The sequence below is a fragment of the Verrucomicrobiota bacterium genome (assembly GCA_016871675.1).
In the GTDB taxonomy this organism is placed as follows: Bacteria; Verrucomicrobiota; Verrucomicrobiia; order Limisphaerales; family VHCN01; genus VHCN01.
In genome coordinates, this window is sequence record VHCN01000015.1 from 33,771 (window position 1) to 56,000 (window position 22,230).

Consider the following 22,230-nt stretch of genomic DNA (forward strand, 5'->3'; position numbering starts at 1 on the left):
ACAGACATGACTTACATCCTGTTCATCCTCCCCGCACTGCTGCTCGCGCTCTACGCGCAATACAAGCTCTCGTCCACCTACGGCCGATACTCGAAAATCGGCTCGGCGGGCGGCATCACCGGTGCCGAGGCCGCAAGGGAAATCCTCGACCGCGCCGGGCTGTCAAGCGTGCCCGTTGAGGAAGTCCCCGGCCACCTGACGGACCACTACGATCCTTCGAAGAAGGCGCTGCGCCTCTCCTCCGAGAACTACCACGGCTCGTCGATCGCGGCGATTGGCGTTGCGGCGCACGAAGCCGGGCATGCGCTTCAGCACAAGCAGGCCTACTCGCTGTTCGAAGTCCGCATGGCGCTTGTGCCCGTGACGCAGTTCGCCACGCTGGCCTCGTTCGGCCTCTTCCTCGTCGGCATGTTCATCCAGATGTCCAACCTCATTCTCCTGGGCATCGTGATCTACGGCATCCTGTTCGCCTTCCAACTGGTCACGCTCCCCGTCGAGTATGACGCCAGCAGCCGTGCCAAGGCCGAACTCATCCGGCTCGGCCTCGTCCGCGACCACGAGCGCGCGGGGGTCAGTTCGGTGCTCAGTGCCGCGGCGCTCACTTACGTCGCCGCGATGGTGATGGCATTGATGCAGTTGCTTCACTGGGTGCTCATCTTTACGCACTCGCGCGACCGGGATTGACGTGGCACTCACTTCTGCGCGGCGCGCCCGCCGGATTACAAGCCATGCCACGAGCCTTGAAGCCAAGAGCCACGTCCAAACCCGCGCCGCGCCGCAGGCGGGCCGTGCGCCCGGAGCCGGCGTTGCCCGGCACCCCGGCACCCGCGCCCCGCGTCGTGGTTGTCCGCGAGGAAGTTCCCCCACTCAGCGCCCGCGAGCGCGGCTCCTACGATGGCGACAGCGCGATCAAGCTCTACCTTCGCGAAGTCGGCCAGGTTGCGTTGCTCACACCGCGGGAGGAGATCGAACTCGCCGCCAGGATCAAGAAAGGTGACAAGGCGGCGCGCGAGCACATGATCAAGGCCAACCTCCGGCTGGTGGTGAAGATCGCCCACGATTACGAGTTCTTCGGCCTGCCCCTGCTCGACTTGATCAACGAGGGCAACATCGGCCTGATGAAGGCCGTGGAGCGCTTCGACCCGAAGAAGGGCGGCAAGCTCTCCACCTACGGGGCATGGTGGATCAAGCAGTCCATCAAGCGTGCGCTCGCCAATCAGTCCAAGACCATCCGGCTCCCGGTCCATCTCGTGGACAAGATCGCCAAGATGCGCCGCGTGGCGTTGAAGCTCCAGGAGGCGTTCGGCCGCGAGCCCACCGACGAGGAACTCGCCGAGGAAATGGGGATGACTCCGCTGAAGGTCGCGCAGATGCGCAGCGCCGCCATTCGCCCCACCTCACTCGACGCGAACATCAACGACAACCCGGATTCGGCCAACTACTCCGAGGTCATCGCCGACGAATCCGCAACCACCCCTTACGAGGATCTTGAGGACAAGACCGTCACCGCAATGCTCCAGGAGATGGTCAAGACGCTGCCCGAGCGCGAAGCGACGATCATCCGGTTTCGATTCGGCCTCGACGGCGGCCCCGAGCGCACGCTCGAGGAAGTCGGCGTGAAGTTTGGCGTCACCCGCGAGCGCGTCCGCCAGATTCAGAACTTCTCGCTGCGCAAACTGCGCCGGATGATCGAGAAGCTTGAACGCACCCCGGAATAGTGGTATCGCTCCCGCCGCCTTTTCATGAGCGAATCCCGCGTCACGTCCGCCGAATTGGAGCGCGCCATCCGCAACGTCCCGGACTTCCCCAAGCCGGGAATCCAGTTCAAGGACATCACGCCCGTCCTCGAAAACGCCCGCCTTTTTGCCGGGTGCATTGACCTGCTCACCGACCGCATCCGCCCCGGCACGGTGGACACCGTGGTCGGCATCGACGCCCGGGGCTTCATCTTCGCCGCCGCCGCCGCCCTCAAACTTGGCGCGGGCTTCGTCCCCGTCCGCAAGAAGGGCAAGCTCCCCTACGCCACCTTCGAGCAAAGCTACGATCTCGAATACGGCAGCGCGACCGTGGCCATCCACACGGATGCGGTGAAGTCCGGCGCGCGCGTGTTGCTCGTGGACGACTTGCTCGCCACGGGCGGAACCGCTGCGGCCGCGGCTGCGCTGCTCCAGCGGGTGGGCGCGCAAATCGTTGCGATCAACTTCTTCATCGAACTCGCCGGACTCAACGGCCGCGAGAAGCTCAAGGGCCTGCCCGTCCACTCGCTCGTGACGTATTAGCGCGCGGCGATTCCGGTGCTCGCTCCGAAACCCGCGAGTTGTTCGGGCGCCCCGAACCGATTGGACCAGCACGGAGTGTGGATTGCAGCCGACGGCAGTGGTTCGATCAGGTGTAGCGTTGGCGCTGTGCGCCAGCATGCCGGTTCACAGCGCCGACTCAGCGTCTCAAAATGAGCCGTGACCGGGCCGACGCGATTCTTGACACCTCTTCGCCTTTTCAACAGCCTGACCGCGACCTTTGAACCACTCGTTTCACATGATAGCCGCTGCGCTCAAACGCCACCGTGCCACCGCCGCAACCTTCTCCGTTTCGACGGCGCTCGCCCTGTTCGCAGGCTGCGCCACCACGGACCGCGACGCGGGCTTCGTCGACCTTTTCAACGGGCGCAATCTTGACGGCTGGCAGCACGTCGGCAAAGGCTCCGGCTACGTCGTGAAGGATGGCATGCTCATCTGCCCGAAAGGCGGCGGCGGAAAACTCTTCTCCGAGAAACAATACGCCGACTTCGTGCTGCGACTCGACTTCCGCCTCGAGGCCGGCGGCAACAACGGCATCGCCATCCGCTGCCCGCTTTCCGACAACGCACCGCACCTGCTTGGCACGGAAATCCAGATTCTCGACGACAACGACCCGAAGTATTCGAAGCTCAAGCCCGCGCAGTATTGCGGATCGATTTACGACGTCATCCCCCCGAAACGCGGCGCCGTCGCCGCGGCGGGACAATGGAATTCCTACGAGATCACCTATCGCGGCCGTCGTGCCCGTGTGGTGCTCAACGGCAAGGTCATCGTGAACGCCAATCTTAACGACGTCACCGACGCCGAGACGCTCACCAAACATCCCGGCCTTCTGCGCGACAAGGGCCACGTCGGGTTCCTCGGCCACGGCGACCAGGTGGAGTTCCGAAACATCCGCATCAAGGAACTGCCGGTCATCGCGCTGCACAACGTGCCGCCCGAGGGATTCGAGCGCCTCTACACCGGCCGCGACCTCGAAGGCTGGCGCGGCGCGCTCAAGGGCAAGGCAGGCAGCCCGCCCGGCCGCGCCGCGCTGCCGAAGGACGAACTCGGAAAGCTCCAGAAGGAGGCCGACGATAACATGCGCGCCCACTGGCATCCCGTCGCCGGCGGCGACCTCATTTTCGACGGCAAAGGCCGCAACCTCGTCACCGCGCGCGACTACGCGGACTACGAATTGCTCGTGGACTGGAAGATTGCGCCGCTCGGCGACAGCGGCATCTACCTGCGCGGCCAGCCGCAGGTGCAGATTTGGGACCGCGAAGACAAGCGCGGCAACCCGAAGCGCCTCGGCTCCGGCGGCCTTTACAACAACCAGAAAAACCCGACCGACCCGCTCGTCTTCGCCGACCACGCGCCCGGCGACTGGAACCGTTTCCGCATCCTGATGATCGGCGAGAAAGTGCACGTGTTCCTCAACAGCGAGCTCGTCGTGAACAACACAACGCTGGAAAACTACTTCGAGCGCGGCAAGCCGCTGCCGGCGACGGGCCCCATCGAGCTGCAAAACCACGGCAACACGCTCTGGTTCCGCAACGTCTTCATCCGGGAGATCAAGCGGGGGAAGTAGGAGCTGTCGGACCTCGTTCCCCGCCCAGCGCTTCACGAGCAGCTTGGGCCCACACGCTCGCTGACACCTGGTCCGGGGCGTCGTTTGGGTAGGTGTCGGTGATGGGGCCGCCGGCGAGCCGAACTTGCTCCAGATAATCCAAACAGCGCTATCCATCGTTGCTTCCGCAGCTTCGAGCGCCCCTTGAGTATCGGCCTGACGCAGCGCTTCAGCCACAGATTTTGCACTATAGTAATTCGAATACTCAGAAAACAGTTGATGTGCAACTAGCCGGGATTCAGTTCGCTTACTTGCCTTTGTTGCAGAAATCCATGCCACAATTATGCAGCATCCGATGCTGACTGATATCGTGATGAACTGTGATTTTATCGCATTCTTGAATGAACACATAACACTCCTTGCGTAAGAGTTTGTCGTTGAGGAAGAAAAAGGCGTCCGGGGTGGGCGGACGGGTTTTGGGCGAGGAAGAAATGGCGTCCGGGATGGCGGGATGGGTTTTCCCGGAAAGGAAGAGCAGCGTTCGGGCAAGGGGAACGGCTTTTTTGTCTCGTCGCAGATGCGTCCTGCGCGGCGGACGTGTTCGACTCGGGGGTGAGAAAGCCTCCGCCTATCGGGCGAGAGGGCGAGAGTATATGAGCCCCACCTTCATCTGGATCGTAGATACGCCTACCAGCAGGACTCCTCCAGGTGCAAGCCTCTTCTTCAATCGGTCGGCTCACAGAGCCGACGCTACACCGGACAGGGCTCCTTCAAGCCGTCGCGTCCCCTCCGGCAAAGAGCCGTGTGCTGCCGGAGTGGCGGCTTGGGCGCGTTCGGTCTACTGCTTTCCGTTCTTCGCCTCCAACTCTTTCCAGAACGCATCCGCGGTCTGGACCGAGTCCCAGTTGGTGCCCTTCGGTTCGCGGCCGATGCGCTTGAGGGCCGGAAGGTCGCGAAGGGCCTCGATGTTCTTGTATCTGGGCGGGAGCGAAAGGTGCTCGAGACGCGTGCACTCGGCAAGCGGCGCGAGATCGAGCACCGCCACGATGCCGTCGAGACGCAAGGTTCCGAGCGGCAGGCCACGCAGGGGCGCAAGGTCGGTCACCGGCGTGCGGTGCAAGTTGAGGTTTGTCAGTTGCAGTTCGCGAAGCGGCCGCAGGTCGGAGACGCCGGTGGCGGAAAGGTCCAGTTTGCCGAGCGGGCCCACCTGCAGCGGCGAAAGGTCGCGGATGCGCAGGTTGTTGGACAGGTTGAGGTCCTCGATCGGCGCGCGCGTGAGCGGGGTGAGATCGTCCACGCGCGTCCCCGAGAGGTCGAGCCAGGCGAGCGGCATGCCGCGGAGAGCGGCGATATTGGTCACGGCGGTGCGCGCGAGATTCAGGCTCGTCAACGGCATGTCCCGCAACGCAGAGATGTCGGAGAGACGCGTGTTTCCGGGCCGGGCGCCGGACAGGTCGAGCTGGAGAAAGCCATCGGCGTTGCGGGTGAGCTCCCCGTGGAGGCCCGCCTTGCGGAGGACGGCCTTCCAGGAGTCGTGAATCTGCTGCGCGCCGCGCCCAAAGCGCGGCATCAGCGCGGTGAGCTCCGCGTCGCGCCCCTGATTGCGCATGGCGACGAACAACTCGCTGAAGCTCTCCGCGGACAACGTCTCGCGGCTGGGATTGTCGCGGAGGATTTTCTCGCAGACTTCAAGGTTGTCGCGGGCGAGCAGGTGGGCGGGTGAAAGCTGGAGTGCGCTCGCAAAATCGTCCCGGGCGTCCGCGAAGCGCATCTGGCTCTGGTAAAGCTGGCCGCGCAGCACGTAGTAATCGGCTTCCTTGGGATCGAGCGAGATGGCGTAGGAGATTTTCTGGATCGCGCGCGCGAACTTGCGCTCGCCCATGAGCAGCCGCGCCTCGGCGTAGATGCTCGGTGCCGTCGCACGCAGTTCCTCGAGCGTCCGGGTGACGTTGATGAACGTCGCGATGCCGAGCGAGAGCAGGAGGATTCCCGCGATGCCCACGAGCGTGAACTCCGTGCGGCGCCGCTTGAGGGCGAGCAGGAAGAGCGTCACCGTGGTCGCCTTCTCGGCGCTGGTCGCGTAGCCGTTTTGGAACGCGGTGATGTCGCGCTGCAAATCCGCGACGGTCTGGTATCGCCGTTCGGGCAGTCGCTCCATGGCCTTCATGGTGACGGCGGACATCGCGGCGGGGATGCGGCGGTCCGGGCAGTGCACGAGCGGCGGGATGACGTCCCCGAAGACCTTGAGCGCATCGCGGTCCTGCACCGACGTGCGGGTGTTGAACTGGGTGGGGGGCAGGATCCTGCCGGCCGCGACGTTCTCGAGCACTTCGCGGACGTCGTCGCCTGTGACCGGCGGGTGCAGCGTCAGGATCGTGTAGAGGATCGCGCCGAGCGCGTAGATGTCGGTCTGGACGTCGATGGCATCGGTGCGCGCCTCGGCTTGCTCGGGCGCCATGTAGCGGGGCGTGCCTTTGACCTGTCCGTCGAGGGTGCGGAAGGAGTCCCGGCCGGCGAGCTCGGAGGGCAGCATCGGCGCGGCGGGCGTCGCGCCGGCGTTGGCGAGGCCCGTCGGGAGCACCTTCGCCAATCCCCAGTCCATCACGAGCACTTCGCCGTAATCGCCGACCATGATGTTGTCGGGTTTCAGGTCGCGGTGAATGACGCCGCGGGAGTGGGCGTAGGCGACGCCGTCGCAGACCTTCTGAAAAATCGTGAGCAACTGGCCGAGCGGAAACTTGGCGACTGTGTCCGTGTCGTTGTTGCGAATGTCGGTGAGGATCTGGCTCAAGGTGCGGCCCCCGACCATGCGCATGGTGTAGAACAGCGTGCCGTCGGCGGTGACGGCCATCTCGTAAAGCGGGACGATGTTCGGGTGCTCCAACTGCCCGGTGATGCGCGCCTCGGTCACAAATCGCTGCACTTTTTCCTCGGACAGCGCCGCGCCCGGCAACATGACTTTCAGCGCGACTGTGCGCAGCACATTCTTGTCTTCCGCGCTCAGCACCGCGCCCATGCCGCCGAGTGCGATGACGTTCTTGATTTCGAAGAAGCCGCTGTCGTTTACGGGGCGCGGGACGACCACAAGCGCGGTTGCCCCGCCCGTGCCGGAGCTGGTCTTGGATCGCGCGGTGAGATACCGCGAAACGGTCACATTCCCGCGGCCGGTCTCCGTCTCAAGCAGCGGCCTGAGGCGGGCGAGGAGCGCATCCGCGGAGATTTCCTCGGACTCCTGCTGGTCTGGGTTGCCTGTCCCGTTTGCCATTGTTGAGGAGGCTACGGGCACTCACGCCCGGCTGCAACCTCCCGCTCCCGCGCACCGTAACTGGTGTGATGACGCCCGAGAATACAGGAAACTACGTGGAAGCCCGCTCAAGCGGACTGGGAGGCGAGCTGGCGCAGCGAAGTCTTCAACACCTTTCCCGTGGCGTTTCGGGGCAGGGCCGAAAGGAACCTCGCATGGCGCGGCACCTTGTAGTCGGCAAGTTTCTCGCGGACGAATTGCAACAGCGCCTTCTCGTCGATCGTCACGCCCTCGGCGGGCACGACGAACGCGAGCGGTTGCTCGCCTTTGCGCGCGTCGGGGATGCCGATGACCGCGGCTTCCTTCACTCCGGGAAACTTGTAGAGAATCTCCTCGATCTCGCGCGGGTAGACGTTGATGCCGTTGACCAGGAGCATGTCCTTCTTGCGGTCGGTGATGTGGAAGTAGCCGTCGCTCGCGCGATGCCCGATGTCGCCGGTCAGCAGCCACCCGTTGCGGATGGCGTTCGCCGTTTCCTCCGGTTTGTTCCAATATCCGGCCATCACGTTTCCGCCGCGGACGCAAATCTCGCCGGTCTGATCGTCCCCGAGCATCGCGCCCGCCTCGTCCTGCACGCTCATCTCGACATTCGGGATCGGCAGTCCGATCGAGCCGGCCTTCCACGGGCCGCGCAGCGGATTGAGGCTCACCACGGGACTCGCCTCGCTCAACCCGTAGCCCTCGATCAACGGCACCGGCATCTTCGCGTTGAACTCGTTCAGGATCTCCATCGGCAGCGGCGCGCCCCCGCTGACACACACACGCAACGGGCTGTTCGCCGGCATCCCGGCGTGCGCCAGCGTGCGGAAGAACTGCGGCACCGCGGGCAGCAACGTGGCCTGCCGGTGGAGAATCTCGGCGAGAATGTTCTTCGGCGGATGCAACGAACGGATGATGACCATCGAACCGCCGATGAGCATCGGGAGCAGCATCCCCACCGTCATCATGAAGCTGTGGAACAGCGGCAGCAGCACGACGAATCGGTCGTGCGGCACGGCTTCCAGCACGCGCCGGCAACTGTCGATGTTGTGAAGCAGGTTCCCGTGGGTGAGCATCGCGCCCTTCGGATGGCCGGTGGTCCCGCTTGTGTAAATCAGCACGGCAAGATCATCGCGCGCCCGCGCCGGGAGTGGCAGGGCAGGGGACGTCCCGGCTGCGTCCGCACCGAACGACTCCACGGACCACACGCGCAGCGACGGCCGGGTCGCGGTGAGCTTCGCGATCGACTCCGCCATCGACCCGTCACTGATGAGGACGTCCACGCCGGCATCCTCGAGCATGAACCGCACTTCGTCCGGCTTGAGGAAGTTGTTGATCGGCACCGCGACCGCACCCGCGAACTGGATTGCAAACCACGCCGGAATGAACTCCGGGCAGTTCTTCAGCCACAACGCAACCCGGTCGCCGGGCTTCACACCGAGCGGACCCGCCAGGGTCCCGGCAAGCGAAACCGTCTGGCGCAGGACCGTCGCGTAGGTGATCTCGATGTCGCCGTAGAAAAGGGCCGTGCGCTCAGCGTGCTTGTCCGCCGACTCCGCGAATGCGCGTGCGAGGTTCATGACGCGAGCGTAGTGCGGCCGAACACGGCCGAGAAGCGGGAATTGCAATCGAAGCGTGCGGCCCTAGAATGCTGCGTCCTCCGGGTCGCACGACAGTTTGCGCGCCGGGGTCTTGTTGACTCCGCCAGTTGCCACAACCGCCGCGTCACGCCAGAATTCAGGCCATGGAATCCAAGCCCGACCCGCTGGTGCAGCCCGTCACGAGTCTCGCGCGTCGGGACTTCACCGCGCTGCCGCAGGAACTCACCGTCGCGCAGGCGCTCGACCACATCCGCACCCAGGGCGTCGGCGAGAAGATCATCTATTTCTACGTCGTGGACGCCGACGGCTGTCTCGCGGGGGTGCTCCCGACGCGCCGCCTGCTCACCGGCGTGCTCGACCAGCGCATCCGCGACCTCATGATCGAGCGTGTCATCGCCATCCCGCACACGGCCACGGTCATGGACGCCTGCGAGCTCTTCCTCTGCCACAAGTTCCTCGCGTTTCCCGTGGTGGATGCGGAGCGCAAACTCGTCGGCGTCGTGGATGTTGGCCTCTTCACCGAGGAAGTCGTGGATGTCTCCGAACGCGAGCGCATGGATGACGTGTTTCAAACGATCGGCTTCCGCGTGGCCGAAGTGCAGAACGCCTCGCCCGCAACGGCGTTCCGCTTCCGCTTCCCGTGGCTGCTCGCGACCATCGCGAGCGGAACGGTCTGCGCGATGCTGGCCGGGGCTTACGAAACGACGCTGGCGGGAAGCCTCGTGCTCGCGTTCTTCCTCACGCTTGTGCTCGGCCTCGGCGAAAGCGTGAGCGCGCAGTCGGTGACGGTGACGGTGCAGGCAATCCACGGGTTGAAGCACACGTGGGCGTGGTTCTGGAGCGCGTTCCGGCGCGAACTCGGGACCGCGTCGCTGCTCGGCGGCACGTGCGGCGCGGCGGTGGTCGCGGTCGTGTGGTTGTGGCGCGGCGAGGCCGCTCCCGCGCTCGTGATCGGCGGCAGCGTGTGCGCGAGCGTGGTGACGGCGAGCCTGCTCGGGGTGGCAATCCCGGCGTTGCTGCACGGGCTCAAGCTCGATCCGAAGATCGCCGCCGGCCCGGTCACGCTCGCGGTGGTGGACATCTTCACGTTGCTCTTTTACTTCAACCTCGCGAGGGTGGCGCTGTAGTCCGATGCACCCGCTGATCCACGAAGCCGCCACGTCACACACGCCCGAGTCGCTCGTTGCGCGACTCGCGGGCGAGCCGGGTGTCGTGCTGCTTCGCAGTCACGGGTCTGACCCGGGACAATCGCGTTACTCGTTCGTCACCGCGCGGCCGATGCTGACGTTCCGCTCGTTCGCGTCGCGCTGCGAGATCACCACCTCGCGGACGCCTGACGCGAGACCGCAAACCCAGTTCGGCAACCCGTGGCGCGTGCTCGACTCGCTGATGTCGCGTTACGAGTTGCTCGACGCCCCCGACTTGCCCTTCCCGCTCGGAGGGTGCTTCGGCTATTGGGGCTACGATCTCAAGAACTTCGTCGAGCCCAAGCTGTCGCGCCGCGCCGTGGACGACCTCGAATTGCCCGACAGTCACGTGGGGTTTCACGACAGCCTCGTCGTGTTCGATCATCGACTCGGAAAGACCTGGATCATCGCGACCGGCCTCGGCGTGGACGGCTCGCGCTCGGAGGAACGGACGAAGCGGCAGTTTGAATTCTGGGAGGAGATACTGGGGCATGAAGACCTTTCCAACTCCCCCTCACCCGCGCTTCCGGCACGCCCACCCCTCACCCCATCCCTCTCCCCCCGTCCGGCGAGGGGAGAGGGTGCCCGAAGGGCGGGTGAGGGGTGCGCGGATGACGGGTTCACGGCCACGGATGGCGCGGTCCGTGTCCGTTCCAACCTCACCCGCGCCGCGTTCCTCGCCCGCGTCGAGCGCGCGCAGCATTACATCCGGCACGGCCACATTTATCAGGTGAACCTGTCGCAGCGGCTCTCGACGCCGAGCGTCCTCGGTGGATGGGAGTTGTTTGAGCGGCTCTGTGACGTTTCGCCCGCGCCGTTCGCGTCGTTTCTGGACTGCGGAGATTTCCAAATCGCGTCGTCGTCGCCTGAGTTGTTCCTGCGGCTGAGCGGCGCGCTCATCGCCACGCGGCCGATCAAGGGCACGCGCCCGCGCTCGACCGACGCGACTCGCGATGCGCAGCTTACCTACGAGTTGCAAACGAGCGCGAAGGAAATGGCCGAACTGGTGATGATCACCGACCTGTTGCGGAACGACCTCGGGCGCGTGTGCGAGTTTGGCAGCGTGCAGGTGCCGGAACTGGTTCGACTGGAGCGGTTCGCGCAGGTGCAGCATCTCGTGAGCACGGTCGAGGGGCGGCTGCGCGCGGGTGTGACGCACTTCGCCGCGCTGGCGTCGTGCTTTCCCGGCGGCAGCATCACGGGCGCGCCGAAATTCCGAGCGATGGAAATCATCGATGAGCTGGAGCCCGTCGCGCGCGGGCCTTACACGGGATGCCACGGCTACCTCGGCTTCAACCGCGAGAGTCAGCTCAGCATCACCATCCGCACGGCGGTGCGCACGACGGACGCCACGCATTTCAACGTCGGCGCCGGCATCGTGGCGGACTCGGTGCCGGAGACGGAATACGAGGAGACGCTTGCGAAGGCTCGCGGCTTCCTCGCCGCGCTCGCGCTGGATGTGCCGCTCAATCCTGCGCCGGCGTTGCGCCGGACTCAATCTCCCGCCTGAGGTCTTCGAGGTCGCCGAGCAGGCACTTCTTCATCGGTCCCATCATCAGCGCGCCCAGCGGGGACATCAGCCTCGCGAAGAACGTGAGCGGCTTCACGACCCTCGTCACGGTAACCCTCGTGCCGCCGTTTTCCGGGATGAAGTCGAACGTCGTCTTGTATTCCGCGCCGCAGGACTCGCAGCCGGCCGTGTCGGCAATGGGGGTTGCTGCGAAACCCTAATCAGCCGCGCGCGGAAGTGGCGAGCGCAAGTTGCCGGTGGCAGGAAGTTTCCTCGGCGCGGCCGCCTTTACGAAAGACACTTGACGCAGGTTGATCGGCTCAAGTTGCTCGATCGTGGACAACACGTTTCGTCCGCCGGCCAATCGCGCCAGCGCGGACGCGTCCGGAAACATCGGCCGGCCTTTCGCGCCGAGGCGCCCGGCCCCGGGGCCGACGCAAACTGCGCTTCCCACCATCGAGCCGGCCTCGTTCGCGCTCATGAGCCGAAGCGGATAAGTCGCGCGCCAGCCCGTGTCGTCGATCTCGTATCCGGCGGCGTAGAAGTCACCGCGTTGCGCGTCGAGCACCGCATGGATCACACCGCGAAGTCCGGCCTCGTGCGCTTGCGCGGCGAGACACTCCACACTGCTCACGCCCTGCACGGAAACGCCGTGCGCGAGTTGCCAGCCCTGGGCCAGTGCGATGGCGGAGCGGATGCCCGTCAACGAGCCGGGCCCGAGGCCAATTGCGATGCACTCCACGGCCTCGCGCTCAACGTGTGCCGCAGTCAACGCTGACGCAACCAGCGCGAGGGAGTGAATGTGCCTCGCGCCTTGCTCGTGGGCTTCGCCCAGCACCACGGGCGGTTTGCCCATCGCGCAGCGGGCGATCGCGACGCTGTGGCGGTCCGATGAAAACTCAAGCGCGAGGATGATCATGAGTGATTTGGCGCACGGAGTCCGAAATGACTTCGAGCCGGGCGGTCATGAGTTGCGGTGGACGTGGCGCGTGGTGCGTGGGGCATGAAAGGTCCGTGAACCAGCGCTCGGCCCACTCCACCACGGTGATGCCGCAGGGGCCGAAGAGGAATTCGTCGAGACCCGCAGCGGCAACTTGCGCGGGCGTGTCCAGCCGGTAGAGATCGATATGAAACAGCGGCAATCGCCCGCCGCGATATTCGTTGAGGAGCGCGAACGTCGGCGAGTGCACGCGCGCCGTGATGCCGAGCCCGCGCGCGAGGCCCTTCACAAGCTGGGTCTTGCCCGCGCCGAGATCGCCGCACAGCGCGATCACGAGCCCTTGCTGTGCCTCGCGGCCCCACTGCTCGCCGAGCGCGAGCGTCTCCTCGGGTGAATGCGTCTGGACGGTTGTCATGCGGCTCCGTTCCCGTCGGATGCGAAATGCTCGAAACTGCGTGCGGCCAGGCTCCGCACACCGCGCTCATCACGAAGCCGCAGCCCCGGTTCGGCGGTGACTTTGCCGATGCACGTGAGCCGCACGTCGGTGAACTCCCGCTTCCACGCGTCCGTCAGCGGGACGGCATCGGCGCCGGCGACGGTGAACAGCAGTTCGAAGTCCTCGCCGTCCGTGAGTGCTGCGACGATCGGCGGCTTGGCGCGCGAGGACGACTTGGCGCGCAACTTTGCTTCGCGGCTGACCGGGATCGAGGCCGCGCGCAGTTCGGCGCCCACTCCGCTGGAATTGAGGATGTGGCCGAGGTCGCCCGCAAGCCCGTCGCTTACGTCGATCATCGCGTGGATGTGGAAACTGGCCGCGAGCCATCGGGCTTCAGTGAGGCGCGGCTCGAAGTCGAGGTGACGCCCCCCTAGCGAGCCTCCGAGCGTGCCGGTGACAAAGATCGCATCGCCGGGTTTCGCGCCGGAGCGTAGGAGGCATTTGTCCTTCGGCACGGTGCCAAGCAGGGCGACGGAGAGGATCAACCCGGCTGGATTCGAGGTCGTTTCGCCGCCGACGATTGCGACGTTGTGCTGCTCCGCGAGCGCGCGGAGGCCGCCATAGATGGCCTCCACCCGGGCCGGGTCGAAGTGCGGTGGGAGCCCGAGCGTAACGAGCGCGTGGGCAGGCGTGCCGGCCATCGCGGCGATGTCGCTGAGGCATCGCGCGAGCGCCTTGCGGCCGATTTTCCCGGGCGGGGTTCGAGCCTCGAAGTGGACGCCCTCGACTACGGCGTCGGTCTTGAACAGCACCCACGAGCCGGTCAAGCCGAGGTCGAGCACCGCGCAGTCGTCGCCCACGCCGCGCACGACGGACGCGGGCGCCGGCAGGCCGCGGGTGAGCTTCGCGATGAGCTCAAACTCAGTCATGGATGCGTTGGAAAGGCGCGCGACAACTCCGGTTGAAACGTGAGCAGGAGGTAATTGGCGAGGTTGAAGAGCATGTGCGTGGAGAGGGGCGCGAGCAAATTGCCGGTGCGTTCGTAGAGGAGCGTGAGCAGCAGCGACAAAACAAGGAGCGGGAGGAACGTCATCGCGTTCGCGTGAATGATGGCGAAGAAGAATGAAGTTCCCCAGAGCGCGAGTCGCGGATGACCGAGTTGCTTCACGGCCGGGTAGAGGATTCCGCGGAAGAGCATCTCCTCGACCACGGGTGCGAGCACCAGCGCGGCGAAGGCGGCGTAAGCCTGCTGGTCCGGCGCGACGATGCTCTGGATGGCCTGAACTGTGAACTGCGGCGCGGGAGCTTGCTTGAAATGCGTCATCAACCACGCCGAGAACTCACCGAGGGCCCAGCACACGGGCAGGATGAGCACGCCCGCGAGCAATCCGAATCCAATCGACCGCATGGCATTGCCCGAATCGAATCCAAATGCCTCCCGCGCCTTCATCCCATGGGCGCGAACAAACAGCGCGATGAAGAGCAGCGCAGCCCAGTGGAACCCCACCGTCCCGCCGAGCAGTTGAAGGAATCGGCCCGAACCTGTCTCGTGCAATCCCGGCGGCAGCAGTGCGGCCATCGCGAGTGATACCACCGACATGCTGACCACCACCGCGAGCATCAGGCGGAGGACCAATTCGGGACGCCAGGGTTTTGTTGCGAGCATGGAACAAAGGTATGTCGAATGGCCAATGAGGCAATGCCGCAATCGCGCGTCACGCCGTTGCAAACACTTCCAGATACTTCGCGGTGGTCTGGCCCCACGAAAAATCCGCGGCCATGCCGTGCCGGCGATATTCGCGCATGATGTGCGGGTGATACCACAGCACGAGCGCCTTGCGGATGGCCTTGGTGAGGGCGCGCGCGCTGAACTCGTGCAGCTTGATCGCGTCGGCGCGCGCGGGGTCCTCGGTGGCGTCCACGGTCGAGTCGTCAAGCCCGCCGACGGCGCGCACGATCGGCACCGCGCCGTAGCGCAGCGAATACATCTGGTTCAATCCGCACGGCTCAAAGCGCGACGGCATCAGGAAGAAATCGCTCGCGGCCTCGATGCGGTGCGAAAGGCCGTGGTCGTAGCCAATCTTCACGGCGACCTTCTGCGGGAAGCGCCGGGCAAGCTGCTGATACGCCTTCTCGAACGCCGGCGCGCCGGTGCCGAGCAGCACGAACTGAAAGTCCGCGGGCAGCATCTCCTCGAGCGCGCCGAGCTGGATGTCCACGCCCTTCTGGTCCACGAGCCGCGTGATGCTGGCGAAGAGCGGGATGTCGTCGCGGATGGGCAGGCCGAGCTCGCGCTGGAGGTCGAGCTTGCAGTCGAGTTTGCCCGCGAGGCGGCGGGGCGTGTAAGCGTGCTTGAGGTGCGGGTTTTTCGAGGTGCGCCATTCATCGTAGTCCACGCCGTTCAGGATGCCGGTCAGTTTGTGCTGCCGCGCGCGCAGCACGGGGTCGAGCCCGCAGCCGAATTCCTCCGTGGTGATCTCCCGCGCGTATCGCGGACTCACCGTCGTGACTTGGTCGGCATACACGATTGCGGCCTTGAGGCAGTTGAGTCCGCCGTGGAATTCCACGCCCTCGGGTGTGAAGTATTCCCACGGCAGGCTCGTGAGTTCGTGGGTCTCGCGGCTGAAGTGGCCCTGATACGCGAGGTTGTGAATCGTGAGAACCGTGCGCGGCGCGCGCGAACCGTCGCGCATCGAGAGGTCGCGCAACAGCGCGGGGACGAGGCCGACCTGCCAGTCGTGGATGTGCACGACCTCGGGCTTGAGCGGCAGTGTGCGCGCGAGATGCGCGACGCACTTCGCGAGGAACGTGAACCGCTCCGCGTTGTCGGGATAGTCCACGTTGTTTTCGGCATACAGGGCGGGCCGGTCGAAGAATCCCGGCTGGTCCACGAAGTAAATCGTGAGCCGCGGGTGCGGCTGGAGCGTGAGGATGCGGCCCTGCACGCGCGCCGCGCCAAGCGGGAGGTTCACGACGAGGTCCGTCTGCTGCAAAGGGAACCTGCCGTGGATGCCGCGATACAGCGGCGTGACGACGCCGACGTCGTGGCCTTCATGCGCAAGCGCCTTGGCGAGCGCGCCGACCATGTCCGCGAGGCCGCCCGTCTTGGAATACGGGAAGACTTCGCCGCTGGCCTGGAGAATTCTCACGCGGCGGTCTCCGGTCGGAGGCCGCGGGCGAGCGCGTCGGCGGCGGTGTCGTAACTGGCGAGTGCCGCGGCCTCGCTCTGGGCGTGGAAGCGCACGTCGCGCAGCAAGCCGTCGCGCAAGCTGTAAATCCAGCCGTGCACGTCGAGCGGATGGCCTTGCTGCCACGCTTCGGAAACCACGGAGGTGAGGCACACGTTCATCGCCTGCTCGATCACGTTGAGCTCGCAAAGCCGGTCGGCGCGGGCGTCGTCATCCGCAAGCTCCGCGAGCGTGCGGGCGTTGCGCCGTCGGACGTCCTCGACATGGCGCAGCCAGTTTTCACTGACGCCGACCTGTGTGCCGTTCAATGCGGCGCGCACGCCGCCGCAGCCGTAATGGCCGCACACGATGATGTGCCGCACGCGCAGCACGGCCACCGCAAAGTGGATCACCGAGAGGCAGTTCAGGTCCGTGTGCACAACGACGTTTGCCACGTTGCGGTGGACGAAGAGTTCGCCCGGCAGCAAACCGACGATCTCGTTCGCAGGCACGCGGCTGTCGGCGCAACCGATCCACAGATACTTCGGAGCTTGAAGCTGCGAGAGGTTCTCGAAGAACTTCGGGTTGGCGGCGCGCATCCGGTCCGCCCAGCGGCGATTGTTGGCCAAGAGGTGTGGGAGCTGGCTCATTCGGCTTGATCGGGGGTTGGATTCTCAGCCGCGCGTCATGCGGGCGCGATGTGGTCGGCTTTGATGAACGCGCGAAGCGGTTCCGGGATCGCAATGCCCCCGTCCGCCTGCTGGTGTGTCTCGATGAGCGCGACAAACAGCCGCGCGAGCGCGGTCCCGCTCCCGTTGAGCAGATGCGGGAAGACATTCTGCCCGTCGGCCTCGCGCTTGAAGCGAAGGTTCATGCGGCGGGGCTGGAAGTCCTCGCAGTTGGAGCAGCTCGAGACTTCGAGCCACGCGTCCTGTCCGGGCGCCCACACCTCGATGTCGTAGGTCTTCGCGCTCGCGAAGCCCATGTCGCCGGTGCAGAGTTGCACGACGCGATAATGCAGGCCGAGCAACTGCAGCACTTTCTCCGCGTCCGCAACCATCGCGTCGAGTTCGGCTTCGCCGCGCGCGGGCGCGACGATTTTGATGAGCTCGACCTTGTCGAACTGGTGCACGCGGATCATGCCGCGCGTGCCGACGCCCGCGGCACCCGCCTCGGCCCGAAAGCACGGTGAGTAGGCGCAATAGTAAGTCGGAAGCTGGCTTTCCTTCAGGATCTCCTCGCGATGAATGTTCGCCACGGGCGCCTCGGCGGTGGGCACGAGGTAGAGCTTGCCAAGCGTCGAGGCGTCCGCGCCTTCCTGCACGGCGTAAGCCTGGTCGGTGAACTTTGGGAACTGCCCGACGCCGACCATGCAGTCACGCGTGACGACGAACGGCGGTGAAATCTCGGTGTAACCGTGCTGCGTGGTGTGCAGGTCGAGCAGGAACTGAATGAGCGCGCGCTCGAGGCGCGCGCCCCAGCCGGTGTAGAGCAGGAAGCCGCTGCCGGAAATTTTCGCGCCGCGCGCGAAGTCCACGAGCTTGAGCGATTCGCACAACTCGACGTGCGACCTCAATGTGAACGCGGGCGCGGGCTTCGTGCCGTGGACGCGGATGACGGGATTGTCCGCCGCGTGTTTGCCGATGGCGACACTCGGGTGCGGCAGGTTCGGCAGGCGGATGAGCACGGCGTCGCGCGCGGCCTCGGCTTCCGAGGCGGATTTGTCGAGCGCGTTGATGCGGTCGCCAAGTTCGCGGGTTTCCTTCTTGCGGGCCTCGGCTTCGTCGAACTTTTTCTGGGCCATGAGCGCGCCGATTTCCTTCGAAGCCTTGTTGCGCTGCGACTTGAGCTGCTCGACCTCGGCAAGCGCCTTGCGGAGGGTTCCGTCGAGCCCGAGCAATTCGTCCACGCGGGCCTCGTCGCCGGCATGGCGCGAGGCGAGGCGTTCGCGGACGAATTCGGGTTTGTCGCGGATCAGTTTGATGTCGAGCACGCGGGAGTTTTAGTGGGGAGGAGGGGAATTGCCAATGCCCGAGTGCCGCAGCTCGACCTTCCGACGTGGTGCCTGGTCTGTGTGAAACCGAGGCGGACCTCGACATTGAAATGTCGAGCCGCGGTCACGCCGACTTGGTCACGATGCCGAGGCGCGACTTGAGGGCAAACATGATGGCCTTGACAGCGAGTGCGATGGGGAAAATGGGCTTCGCGACGAGGTCGTTGCCGCCGCTGGGGGCGGCGCGCGCGCAGCGCTCGAAGCCGGAGAGGCTGGTGACAAACACAATGGGCGTGCGCGCCCGCGAGGGGATGGCGCGGAGCTTCACGCAAAGTTCGTGGCCGTCCATCCGCGGCATGTTCACGTCGAGGATGAGGAGGTCGAACGGCTGTTTCTCGATGGTGCGGAGCGCCTCCACGGGATGCTCGATGCCGGTGGCGATCATCCCGGCCTTCCCGGCGAGCCCGTGCGCGACGTCGAACATCTCCTTGAGGCACTTGTTGGCGCCGGCCGCCCACGCCTGTTGCCCGAGGTTTCCGAGGCAGGAGTTGGTGAAGACGACGACCGGCACATCCATTGTCGTGGGTTGCGCCCGTGGTCGACGGTAGTTTGCGCGGCGGGTTCTTACGGAAGTCATTCGAGCACCGCAGGGTCAATGCGCGGGGCAGTCAGTTCCGCGGTGGGCGCACTCTTGCGTAGGCGGCCGATAACTCTCGCCTTGCAACCCCGCGAGGGACATGGTGTTGAATTGCAGCAACTCAGCGAGCCTCCCATGAATGCCAGAATTCTGTCCGCACTCTTGTTGCCCGTCGTCGCCACCTTCAGCGCCGTCGCGCAGGGCGGTTTCCCGCAACGCGGGCCCGGCGGAACCACCGGGTCCAGCGACGCTTCGCCGCCGATGCGGATGTTGCCGGGCGATTGGACCTCGAAGCTCCGGTGGCGCACCATCGGTCCGAGCGTCACGGGCGGCCGCATCGTGGACCTCGCGGTCAACGAGTCCGACCCCGCCAATTATTACATCGCCTCCGCGTCCGGCGGCTTGTGGAAGACCACCAACAACGGCGTGACGGTCGAGCCCGTGTTCGAGAAGGAAAACACGGTGTCGCTCGGCGACGCCGCGGTCGCGCCTTCGGATCCGAGGATCGTCTGGGTCGGCACCGGCGAACACAACGCGCGCAACTCCGCCTCGTGGGGCGACGGTGTTTACAAGTCCACCGACGCCGGCAAGACATGGAAGAACATGGGCCTCGAGAGAATCTTTCAAACCGGCCGCATCGCCATCCATCCGAAGAATCCAGACATCGTGTATGTCGGCGCGCTCGGCCGCTTGTGGGGGCCGAATCCGGAACGCGGCGTCTATCGCACGAAGGACGGCGGCAAGACGTGGGACCGCGTGCTGTTCGTGGACGACAAGACGGGCTGCATTGACCTCGTGATGAATCCGGCGAACCCCAACGAACTCTTCGCCGCGATGTATGAGCGCTTGCGCGACCCGTTCGACGGCAACGACCCGGTGAAGCGTCATGCTCCAGGCTCCGGCCTCTACAAAACCACCGACGGCGGCGCGACATGGAAGAAATGCACCAACGGCCTGCCCACCGTGAACTTGGGCCGCATCGGCCTCACCTATTTCCGGAAGAATCCCAGGACGCTCTTCGCCGTCGTCGAGTCCGAGAAGATCGGCACCGGTCCCACGAACGCCACGCGCACCGGCACGGCCTACATGGGACTCACAGGCGAAAACGCCGACGGCGGCGCGAAACTCCTCACGGTCATCCCCGAAGGTCCCGCGGATTCCGGCGGGCTCAGGCCCGGCGACATCATCACCACGCTCGACGGAAAGAAGATCGAGTCCTACGAGGCGTTGCTCGACCGCATCCGCGACCAGAAACCGCAGGACAAGGTGAAGTTCATCGTCAAGCGCGACGACAAGCCTCAGACCATCGAAGTCACGCTCGGGCAGCGGCCGCAGGGTTTTGGCGGCGGCGGTGGCGGTGGAGGCGGTGGGAACAACGCCTTCGCCGCGCAGCTCGGCGGTCAAAATGCCAACGTGCAGGAGCGGCAGGGCAAGGAGGGCTTCCAGACCGGCGGCGTTTACAAGTCCACCGACGGCGGCGAGAAGTGGGAGCGCATCAACAGCCTCAACCCGCGCCCGTTCTACTTCAGCAAAATCCACGTGGACCCGAACGACGACAAGTTCATCTTCGTGCTCGGCATCTCGCTGCACATGTCCACCGACGGCGGCAAGACCTTCCGTTCCGACGCGGGCCGGAGCGTCCACGCCGACCATCACGCGATGTGGATCAATCCGCGCGACGGCCGTCACATCATCCTTGGCGGCGACGGCGGCTTTTACGAGACGCACGACCGCGCGAAGACGTGGGAGTTCGTGAACACGCTGCCCCTTGCGCAGTTCTATCACGTGGCCGTGGACTCCCGCAGGCTCTACCGAGTTTACGGAGGTTTGCAGGACAATGGCACGTGGGCGGGCCCGAGCATGTTGCGCTCGCGCACCGGCCCGACCGCCGAAGACTGGCTGCCCATCGGCGGTGGCGACGGCTTCATGTGCGCCGTGGACCGCGACGACCCCGACCTCGTTTACTTCGAATCCCAAAACGGCGTCATGGGCCGCGTGAACATCCGCACCGGCGAGCGCGGGCGCATCCGGCCCGAGGCACCACGCGGCTCGACGCTCCGGTTCAACTGGAAGACGCCCTTCACGTTATCGGCTCACAACGCGAAAGTCTTCTACTGCGGCGCCCAGTTCGTCTACCGCTCGCTGGATCGCGGCGAAAAGCTCCGCCAGATTTCGCCCGAGCTCACCCGGACGCGCCGCGGCACCCTGAGCGCGCTGTCCGAGTCGCCCTTGAATCCCGACGTGCTTTGGGCCGGCACCGACGACGGCTGGCTCTGGATCACCAAGGACGGCGGCCACACTTGGAACAACCTCACCGCGAACCTCAAGGACATCCCCGGCCCGCGATGGGTCAGCACCATCGAAGCCTCGCGCTTCAAGGAAGGCCGCTGTTACGTCACGTTTGACGGGCACCGCTCCGATGACGACAAGCCGTGGATTTTCGCCACTGAAGATTTCGGCGCCACGTGGAGGCCGCTCATGGCCAACCTCCCCGAGCATACCACCCGCTGTCTCCGCGAGGACATCGAGAATCCCAACCTGCTCTTCCTCGGCACCGAGTTCGGCGTGTGGACCAGCGTGGACCGCGGCCAGTCATGGTCCAGCCTCAAGTGCAATATGCCCACCGTCGCCGTGCATGACTTCGCCATCTCCGCGAAGGCCGGCGAACTCGTCGCCGCCTCGCACGGGCGCGGACTGTGGATTCACGACCTCGCGCTGCTCCGCCAAGTCACGAAGGACACTTCGCTCGCCGACGTGCAGCTCTTCAAACCCCAGCCCGCCACGCTCTGGGCCGGCAGCATCACCCGCCGCTACTATGGCGAGCAGTTTTTCACCGGCCAGAATCCCGCCGCGGGCGCGAACATCTTCCTCTCGCTGCCAAAGGACGCCAAGCAAGCCGCGCTCAAGATCACCGACACCGACGGGAAACTCGTGCGCGACCTGCCCGTCCGCACCAACGCCGGACTCCAAGTCATCACGTGGGACCTCCGCCGCGCCCGCACCGGCGGTGGCCCTGGCGGCGGCTTTGGTGGACTTGCTGGTGGCGGCGGCGGACGCGGCCCCGGCGCGGGGGCCGAAGGTGCCGGCCCGCAAGCCACACCGCAGCGACCCGCCGGCGGCCCCGGCGGCAGCGGACAAGGCAAAGGCCGTCCCGGAGGCGCCCAAGCAGGCCAAGCCCGCGGCACCAACGCGCCACCGGCGGGCGCGGCCGGCGGCCTCGGCGGGCTCTTTAGCGGACGCGGCCCCGGCGACTTGTTCGACCGGCTCGACACCGACAAGAACGGCACCCTCACTCCAGACGAAATCAACACCGACCCGGTGGCAGCCGAGACCCTCCAGCGCTTCGGCCTCGACCCCACGCAATCCATCGCCAGAGACGCGATGGAACGCGCCGTGCAAGAGACGATGGGCCGCCTCGCCGGCGGCGCGTTTGGACGCCCCGTGGAGACCGGCCGCTACCGCCTCGAGCTTGCCGTGGACGGCGTCGTGAAGATCGCCGACCTCCACGTCCATGCCGACCCCGACTACCCCGAAGCCACCACCATGCTCCAGATGCAGGAGGAGGAATTCTTCCTCTGGCTCCGCAAGCGCGGCAAAACGGCGGACTGACAATGGCGCTCCGGCATCCCG

The 22,230-nt window shown here is 65.6% G+C and carries 17 protein-coding genes; 7 read left to right on the forward strand and 10 right to left on the reverse strand.

Annotated features, from left to right (window positions below):
* Nucleotides 1-6 precede the first annotated feature (6 nt).
* The 4 genes from FJ386_05340 to FJ386_05355 all read left to right on the forward strand — a co-directional run bounded on the left by FJ386_05340 (nt 7) and on the right by FJ386_05355 (nt 3,867).
* Complete coding sequence (locus FJ386_05340; GenBank protein ID MBM3876129.1) at nt 7-684, forward strand: zinc metallopeptidase; 678 nt, start codon at nt 7-9, stop codon at nt 682-684.
* A gap of 44 nt (nt 685-728) precedes the next feature.
* Complete coding sequence (locus tag FJ386_05345; GenBank protein MBM3876130.1) at nt 729-1,718, forward strand: sigma-70 family RNA polymerase sigma factor; 990 nt, start codon at nt 729-731, stop codon at nt 1,716-1,718.
* A gap of 24 nt (nt 1,719-1,742) precedes the next feature.
* Nucleotides 1,743-2,279, forward strand: coding sequence for an adenine phosphoribosyltransferase (locus tag FJ386_05350; protein MBM3876131.1), 537 nt, complete (start codon nt 1,743-1,745; stop codon nt 2,277-2,279).
* 256 nt (nt 2,280-2,535) lie between these two features.
* The gene (locus FJ386_05355; protein ID MBM3876132.1) at nt 2,536-3,867 is read left to right on the forward strand and encodes a DUF1080 domain-containing protein; all 1,332 of its coding nucleotides are present in this window, start codon (nt 2,536-2,538) and stop codon (nt 3,865-3,867) included.
* 817 nt (nt 3,868-4,684) lie between these two features.
* On the opposite strand, the gene FJ386_05360 is transcribed toward FJ386_05355, so the two are convergent.
* Together FJ386_05360 and FJ386_05365 are read right to left on the reverse strand one after the other, a co-directional pair.
* Nucleotides 4,685-7,111 (reverse strand): hypothetical protein, encoded by a 2,427-nt coding sequence (locus FJ386_05360; protein ID MBM3876133.1) that lies wholly within the window; start codon nt 7,109-7,111, stop codon nt 4,685-4,687.
* A 107-nt stretch (nt 7,112-7,218) separates the two neighbouring features.
* The gene (locus tag FJ386_05365) at nt 7,219-8,709 is read right to left on the reverse strand and encodes a long-chain fatty acid--CoA ligase (protein MBM3876134.1); all 1,491 of its coding nucleotides are present in this window, start codon (nt 8,707-8,709) and stop codon (nt 7,219-7,221) included.
* Between the two features lie 164 nt (nt 8,710-8,873).
* On the opposite strand from FJ386_05365, the gene FJ386_05370 reads away from it, so the two are divergent.
* Together FJ386_05370 and FJ386_05375 are read left to right on the forward strand one after the other, a co-directional pair.
* Nucleotides 8,874-9,857 (forward strand): magnesium transporter, encoded by a 984-nt coding sequence (locus FJ386_05370; GenBank protein ID MBM3876135.1) that lies wholly within the window; start codon nt 8,874-8,876, stop codon nt 9,855-9,857.
* A 4-nt stretch (nt 9,858-9,861) separates the two neighbouring features.
* Nucleotides 9,862-11,427: an anthranilate synthase component I family protein gene (locus tag FJ386_05375; protein MBM3876136.1), complete on the forward strand. Its 1,566-nt coding sequence runs from the start codon at nt 9,862-9,864 to the stop codon at nt 11,425-11,427.
* 217 nt (nt 11,428-11,644) lie between these two features.
* On the opposite strand, the gene tsaB is transcribed toward FJ386_05375, so the two are convergent.
* From tsaB to FJ386_05415, 8 genes are all read right to left on the reverse strand, one after another.
* Nucleotides 11,645-12,346 carry a tRNA (adenosine(37)-N6)-threonylcarbamoyltransferase complex dimerization subunit type 1 TsaB gene (gene tsaB, locus FJ386_05380; protein MBM3876137.1) on the reverse strand — a complete coding sequence of 234 codons (702 nt, stop codon included), beginning with the start codon at nt 12,344-12,346 and terminating at the stop codon, nt 11,645-11,647.
* On the reverse strand, nt 12,327-12,782 hold the full coding sequence (gene tsaE / locus FJ386_05385; protein ID MBM3876138.1) for a tRNA (adenosine(37)-N6)-threonylcarbamoyltransferase complex ATPase subunit type 1 TsaE: 456 nt from the start codon (nt 12,780-12,782) through the stop codon (nt 12,327-12,329). The genes tsaB and tsaE overlap by 20 nt, the downstream gene beginning before the upstream one ends.
* On the reverse strand, nt 12,779-13,732 hold the full coding sequence (locus FJ386_05390; protein MBM3876139.1) for a thiamine-monophosphate kinase: 954 nt from the start codon (nt 13,730-13,732) through the stop codon (nt 12,779-12,781). The genes tsaE and FJ386_05390 overlap by 4 nt, the downstream gene beginning before the upstream one ends.
* A complete protein-coding gene (locus FJ386_05395; protein ID MBM3876140.1) occupies nt 13,729-14,469 on the reverse strand; it encodes a CPBP family intramembrane metalloprotease in 741 nt (246 codons plus the stop codon). The genes FJ386_05390 and FJ386_05395 overlap by 4 nt, the downstream gene beginning before the upstream one ends.
* A gap of 49 nt (nt 14,470-14,518) precedes the next feature.
* Nucleotides 14,519-16,117, reverse strand: a complete 1,599-nt coding sequence (glgA, locus tag FJ386_05400; protein ID MBM3876141.1) for a glycogen synthase GlgA — start codon at nt 16,115-16,117, stop codon at nt 14,519-14,521.
* Nucleotides 15,949-16,620, reverse strand: coding sequence for a carbonate dehydratase (locus FJ386_05405; GenBank protein ID MBM3876142.1), 672 nt, complete (start codon nt 16,618-16,620; stop codon nt 15,949-15,951). Before FJ386_05405 ends, glgA begins: the two co-directional genes overlap by 169 nt.
* Nucleotides 16,621-16,655: 35 nt before the next feature.
* Nucleotides 16,656-17,963 (reverse strand): serine--tRNA ligase, encoded by a 1,308-nt coding sequence (gene serS / locus FJ386_05410; protein MBM3876143.1) that lies wholly within the window; start codon nt 17,961-17,963, stop codon nt 16,656-16,658.
* Between the two features lie 124 nt (nt 17,964-18,087).
* Nucleotides 18,088-18,600 carry a response regulator gene (locus FJ386_05415; GenBank protein ID MBM3876144.1) on the reverse strand — a complete coding sequence of 171 codons (513 nt, stop codon included), beginning with the start codon at nt 18,598-18,600 and terminating at the stop codon, nt 18,088-18,090.
* Between FJ386_05415 and FJ386_05420 the strand changes: the two genes are divergently transcribed.
* Complete coding sequence (locus FJ386_05420; protein ID MBM3876145.1) at nt 18,385-22,209, forward strand: PDZ domain-containing protein; 3,825 nt, start codon at nt 18,385-18,387, stop codon at nt 22,207-22,209. The two genes, FJ386_05415 and FJ386_05420, sit on opposite strands and share 216 nt — an antisense overlap.
* The last annotated feature ends 21 nt before the right edge of the window (nt 22,210-22,230 follow it).

Bases quoted from the DNA above. Each gene is read 5' to 3' on its own strand.
- FJ386_05340 (MBM3876129.1), top strand. From the start codon at position 7: ATGACTTACATCCTGTTCATCCTCCCCGCACTGCTGCTCGCGCTCTAC.
- FJ386_05345 (MBM3876130.1), top strand. From the start codon at position 729: ATGCCACGAGCCTTGAAGCCAAGAGCCACGTCCAAACCCGCGCCGCGC.
- FJ386_05350 (MBM3876131.1), top strand. From the start codon at position 1,743: ATGAGCGAATCCCGCGTCACGTCCGCCGAATTGGAGCGCGCCATCCGC.
- FJ386_05355 (MBM3876132.1), top strand. From the start codon at position 2,536: ATGATAGCCGCTGCGCTCAAACGCCACCGTGCCACCGCCGCAACCTTC.
- FJ386_05360 (MBM3876133.1), bottom strand. From the start codon at position 7,111: ATGGCAAACGGGACAGGCAACCCAGACCAGCAGGAGTCCGAGGAAATC.
- FJ386_05365 (MBM3876134.1), bottom strand. From the start codon at position 8,709: ATGAACCTCGCACGCGCATTCGCGGAGTCGGCGGACAAGCACGCTGAG.
- FJ386_05370 (MBM3876135.1), top strand. From the start codon at position 8,874: ATGGAATCCAAGCCCGACCCGCTGGTGCAGCCCGTCACGAGTCTCGCG.
- FJ386_05375 (MBM3876136.1), top strand. From the start codon at position 9,862: ATGCACCCGCTGATCCACGAAGCCGCCACGTCACACACGCCCGAGTCG.
- tsaB (MBM3876137.1), bottom strand. From the start codon at position 12,346: ATGATCATCCTCGCGCTTGAGTTTTCATCGGACCGCCACAGCGTCGCG.
- tsaE (MBM3876138.1), bottom strand. From the start codon at position 12,782: ATGACAACCGTCCAGACGCATTCACCCGAGGAGACGCTCGCGCTCGGC.
- FJ386_05390 (MBM3876139.1), bottom strand. From the start codon at position 13,732: ATGACTGAGTTTGAGCTCATCGCGAAGCTCACCCGCGGCCTGCCGGCG.
- FJ386_05395 (MBM3876140.1), bottom strand. From the start codon at position 14,469: ATGCTCGCAACAAAACCCTGGCGTCCCGAATTGGTCCTCCGCCTGATG.
- FJ386_05405 (MBM3876142.1), bottom strand. From the start codon at position 16,620: ATGAGCCAGCTCCCACACCTCTTGGCCAACAATCGCCGCTGGGCGGAC.
- FJ386_05420 (MBM3876145.1), top strand. From the start codon at position 18,385: ATGCTCGATGCCGGTGGCGATCATCCCGGCCTTCCCGGCGAGCCCGTG.
- FJ386_05415 (MBM3876144.1), bottom strand. From the start codon at position 18,600: ATGACTTCCGTAAGAACCCGCCGCGCAAACTACCGTCGACCACGGGCG.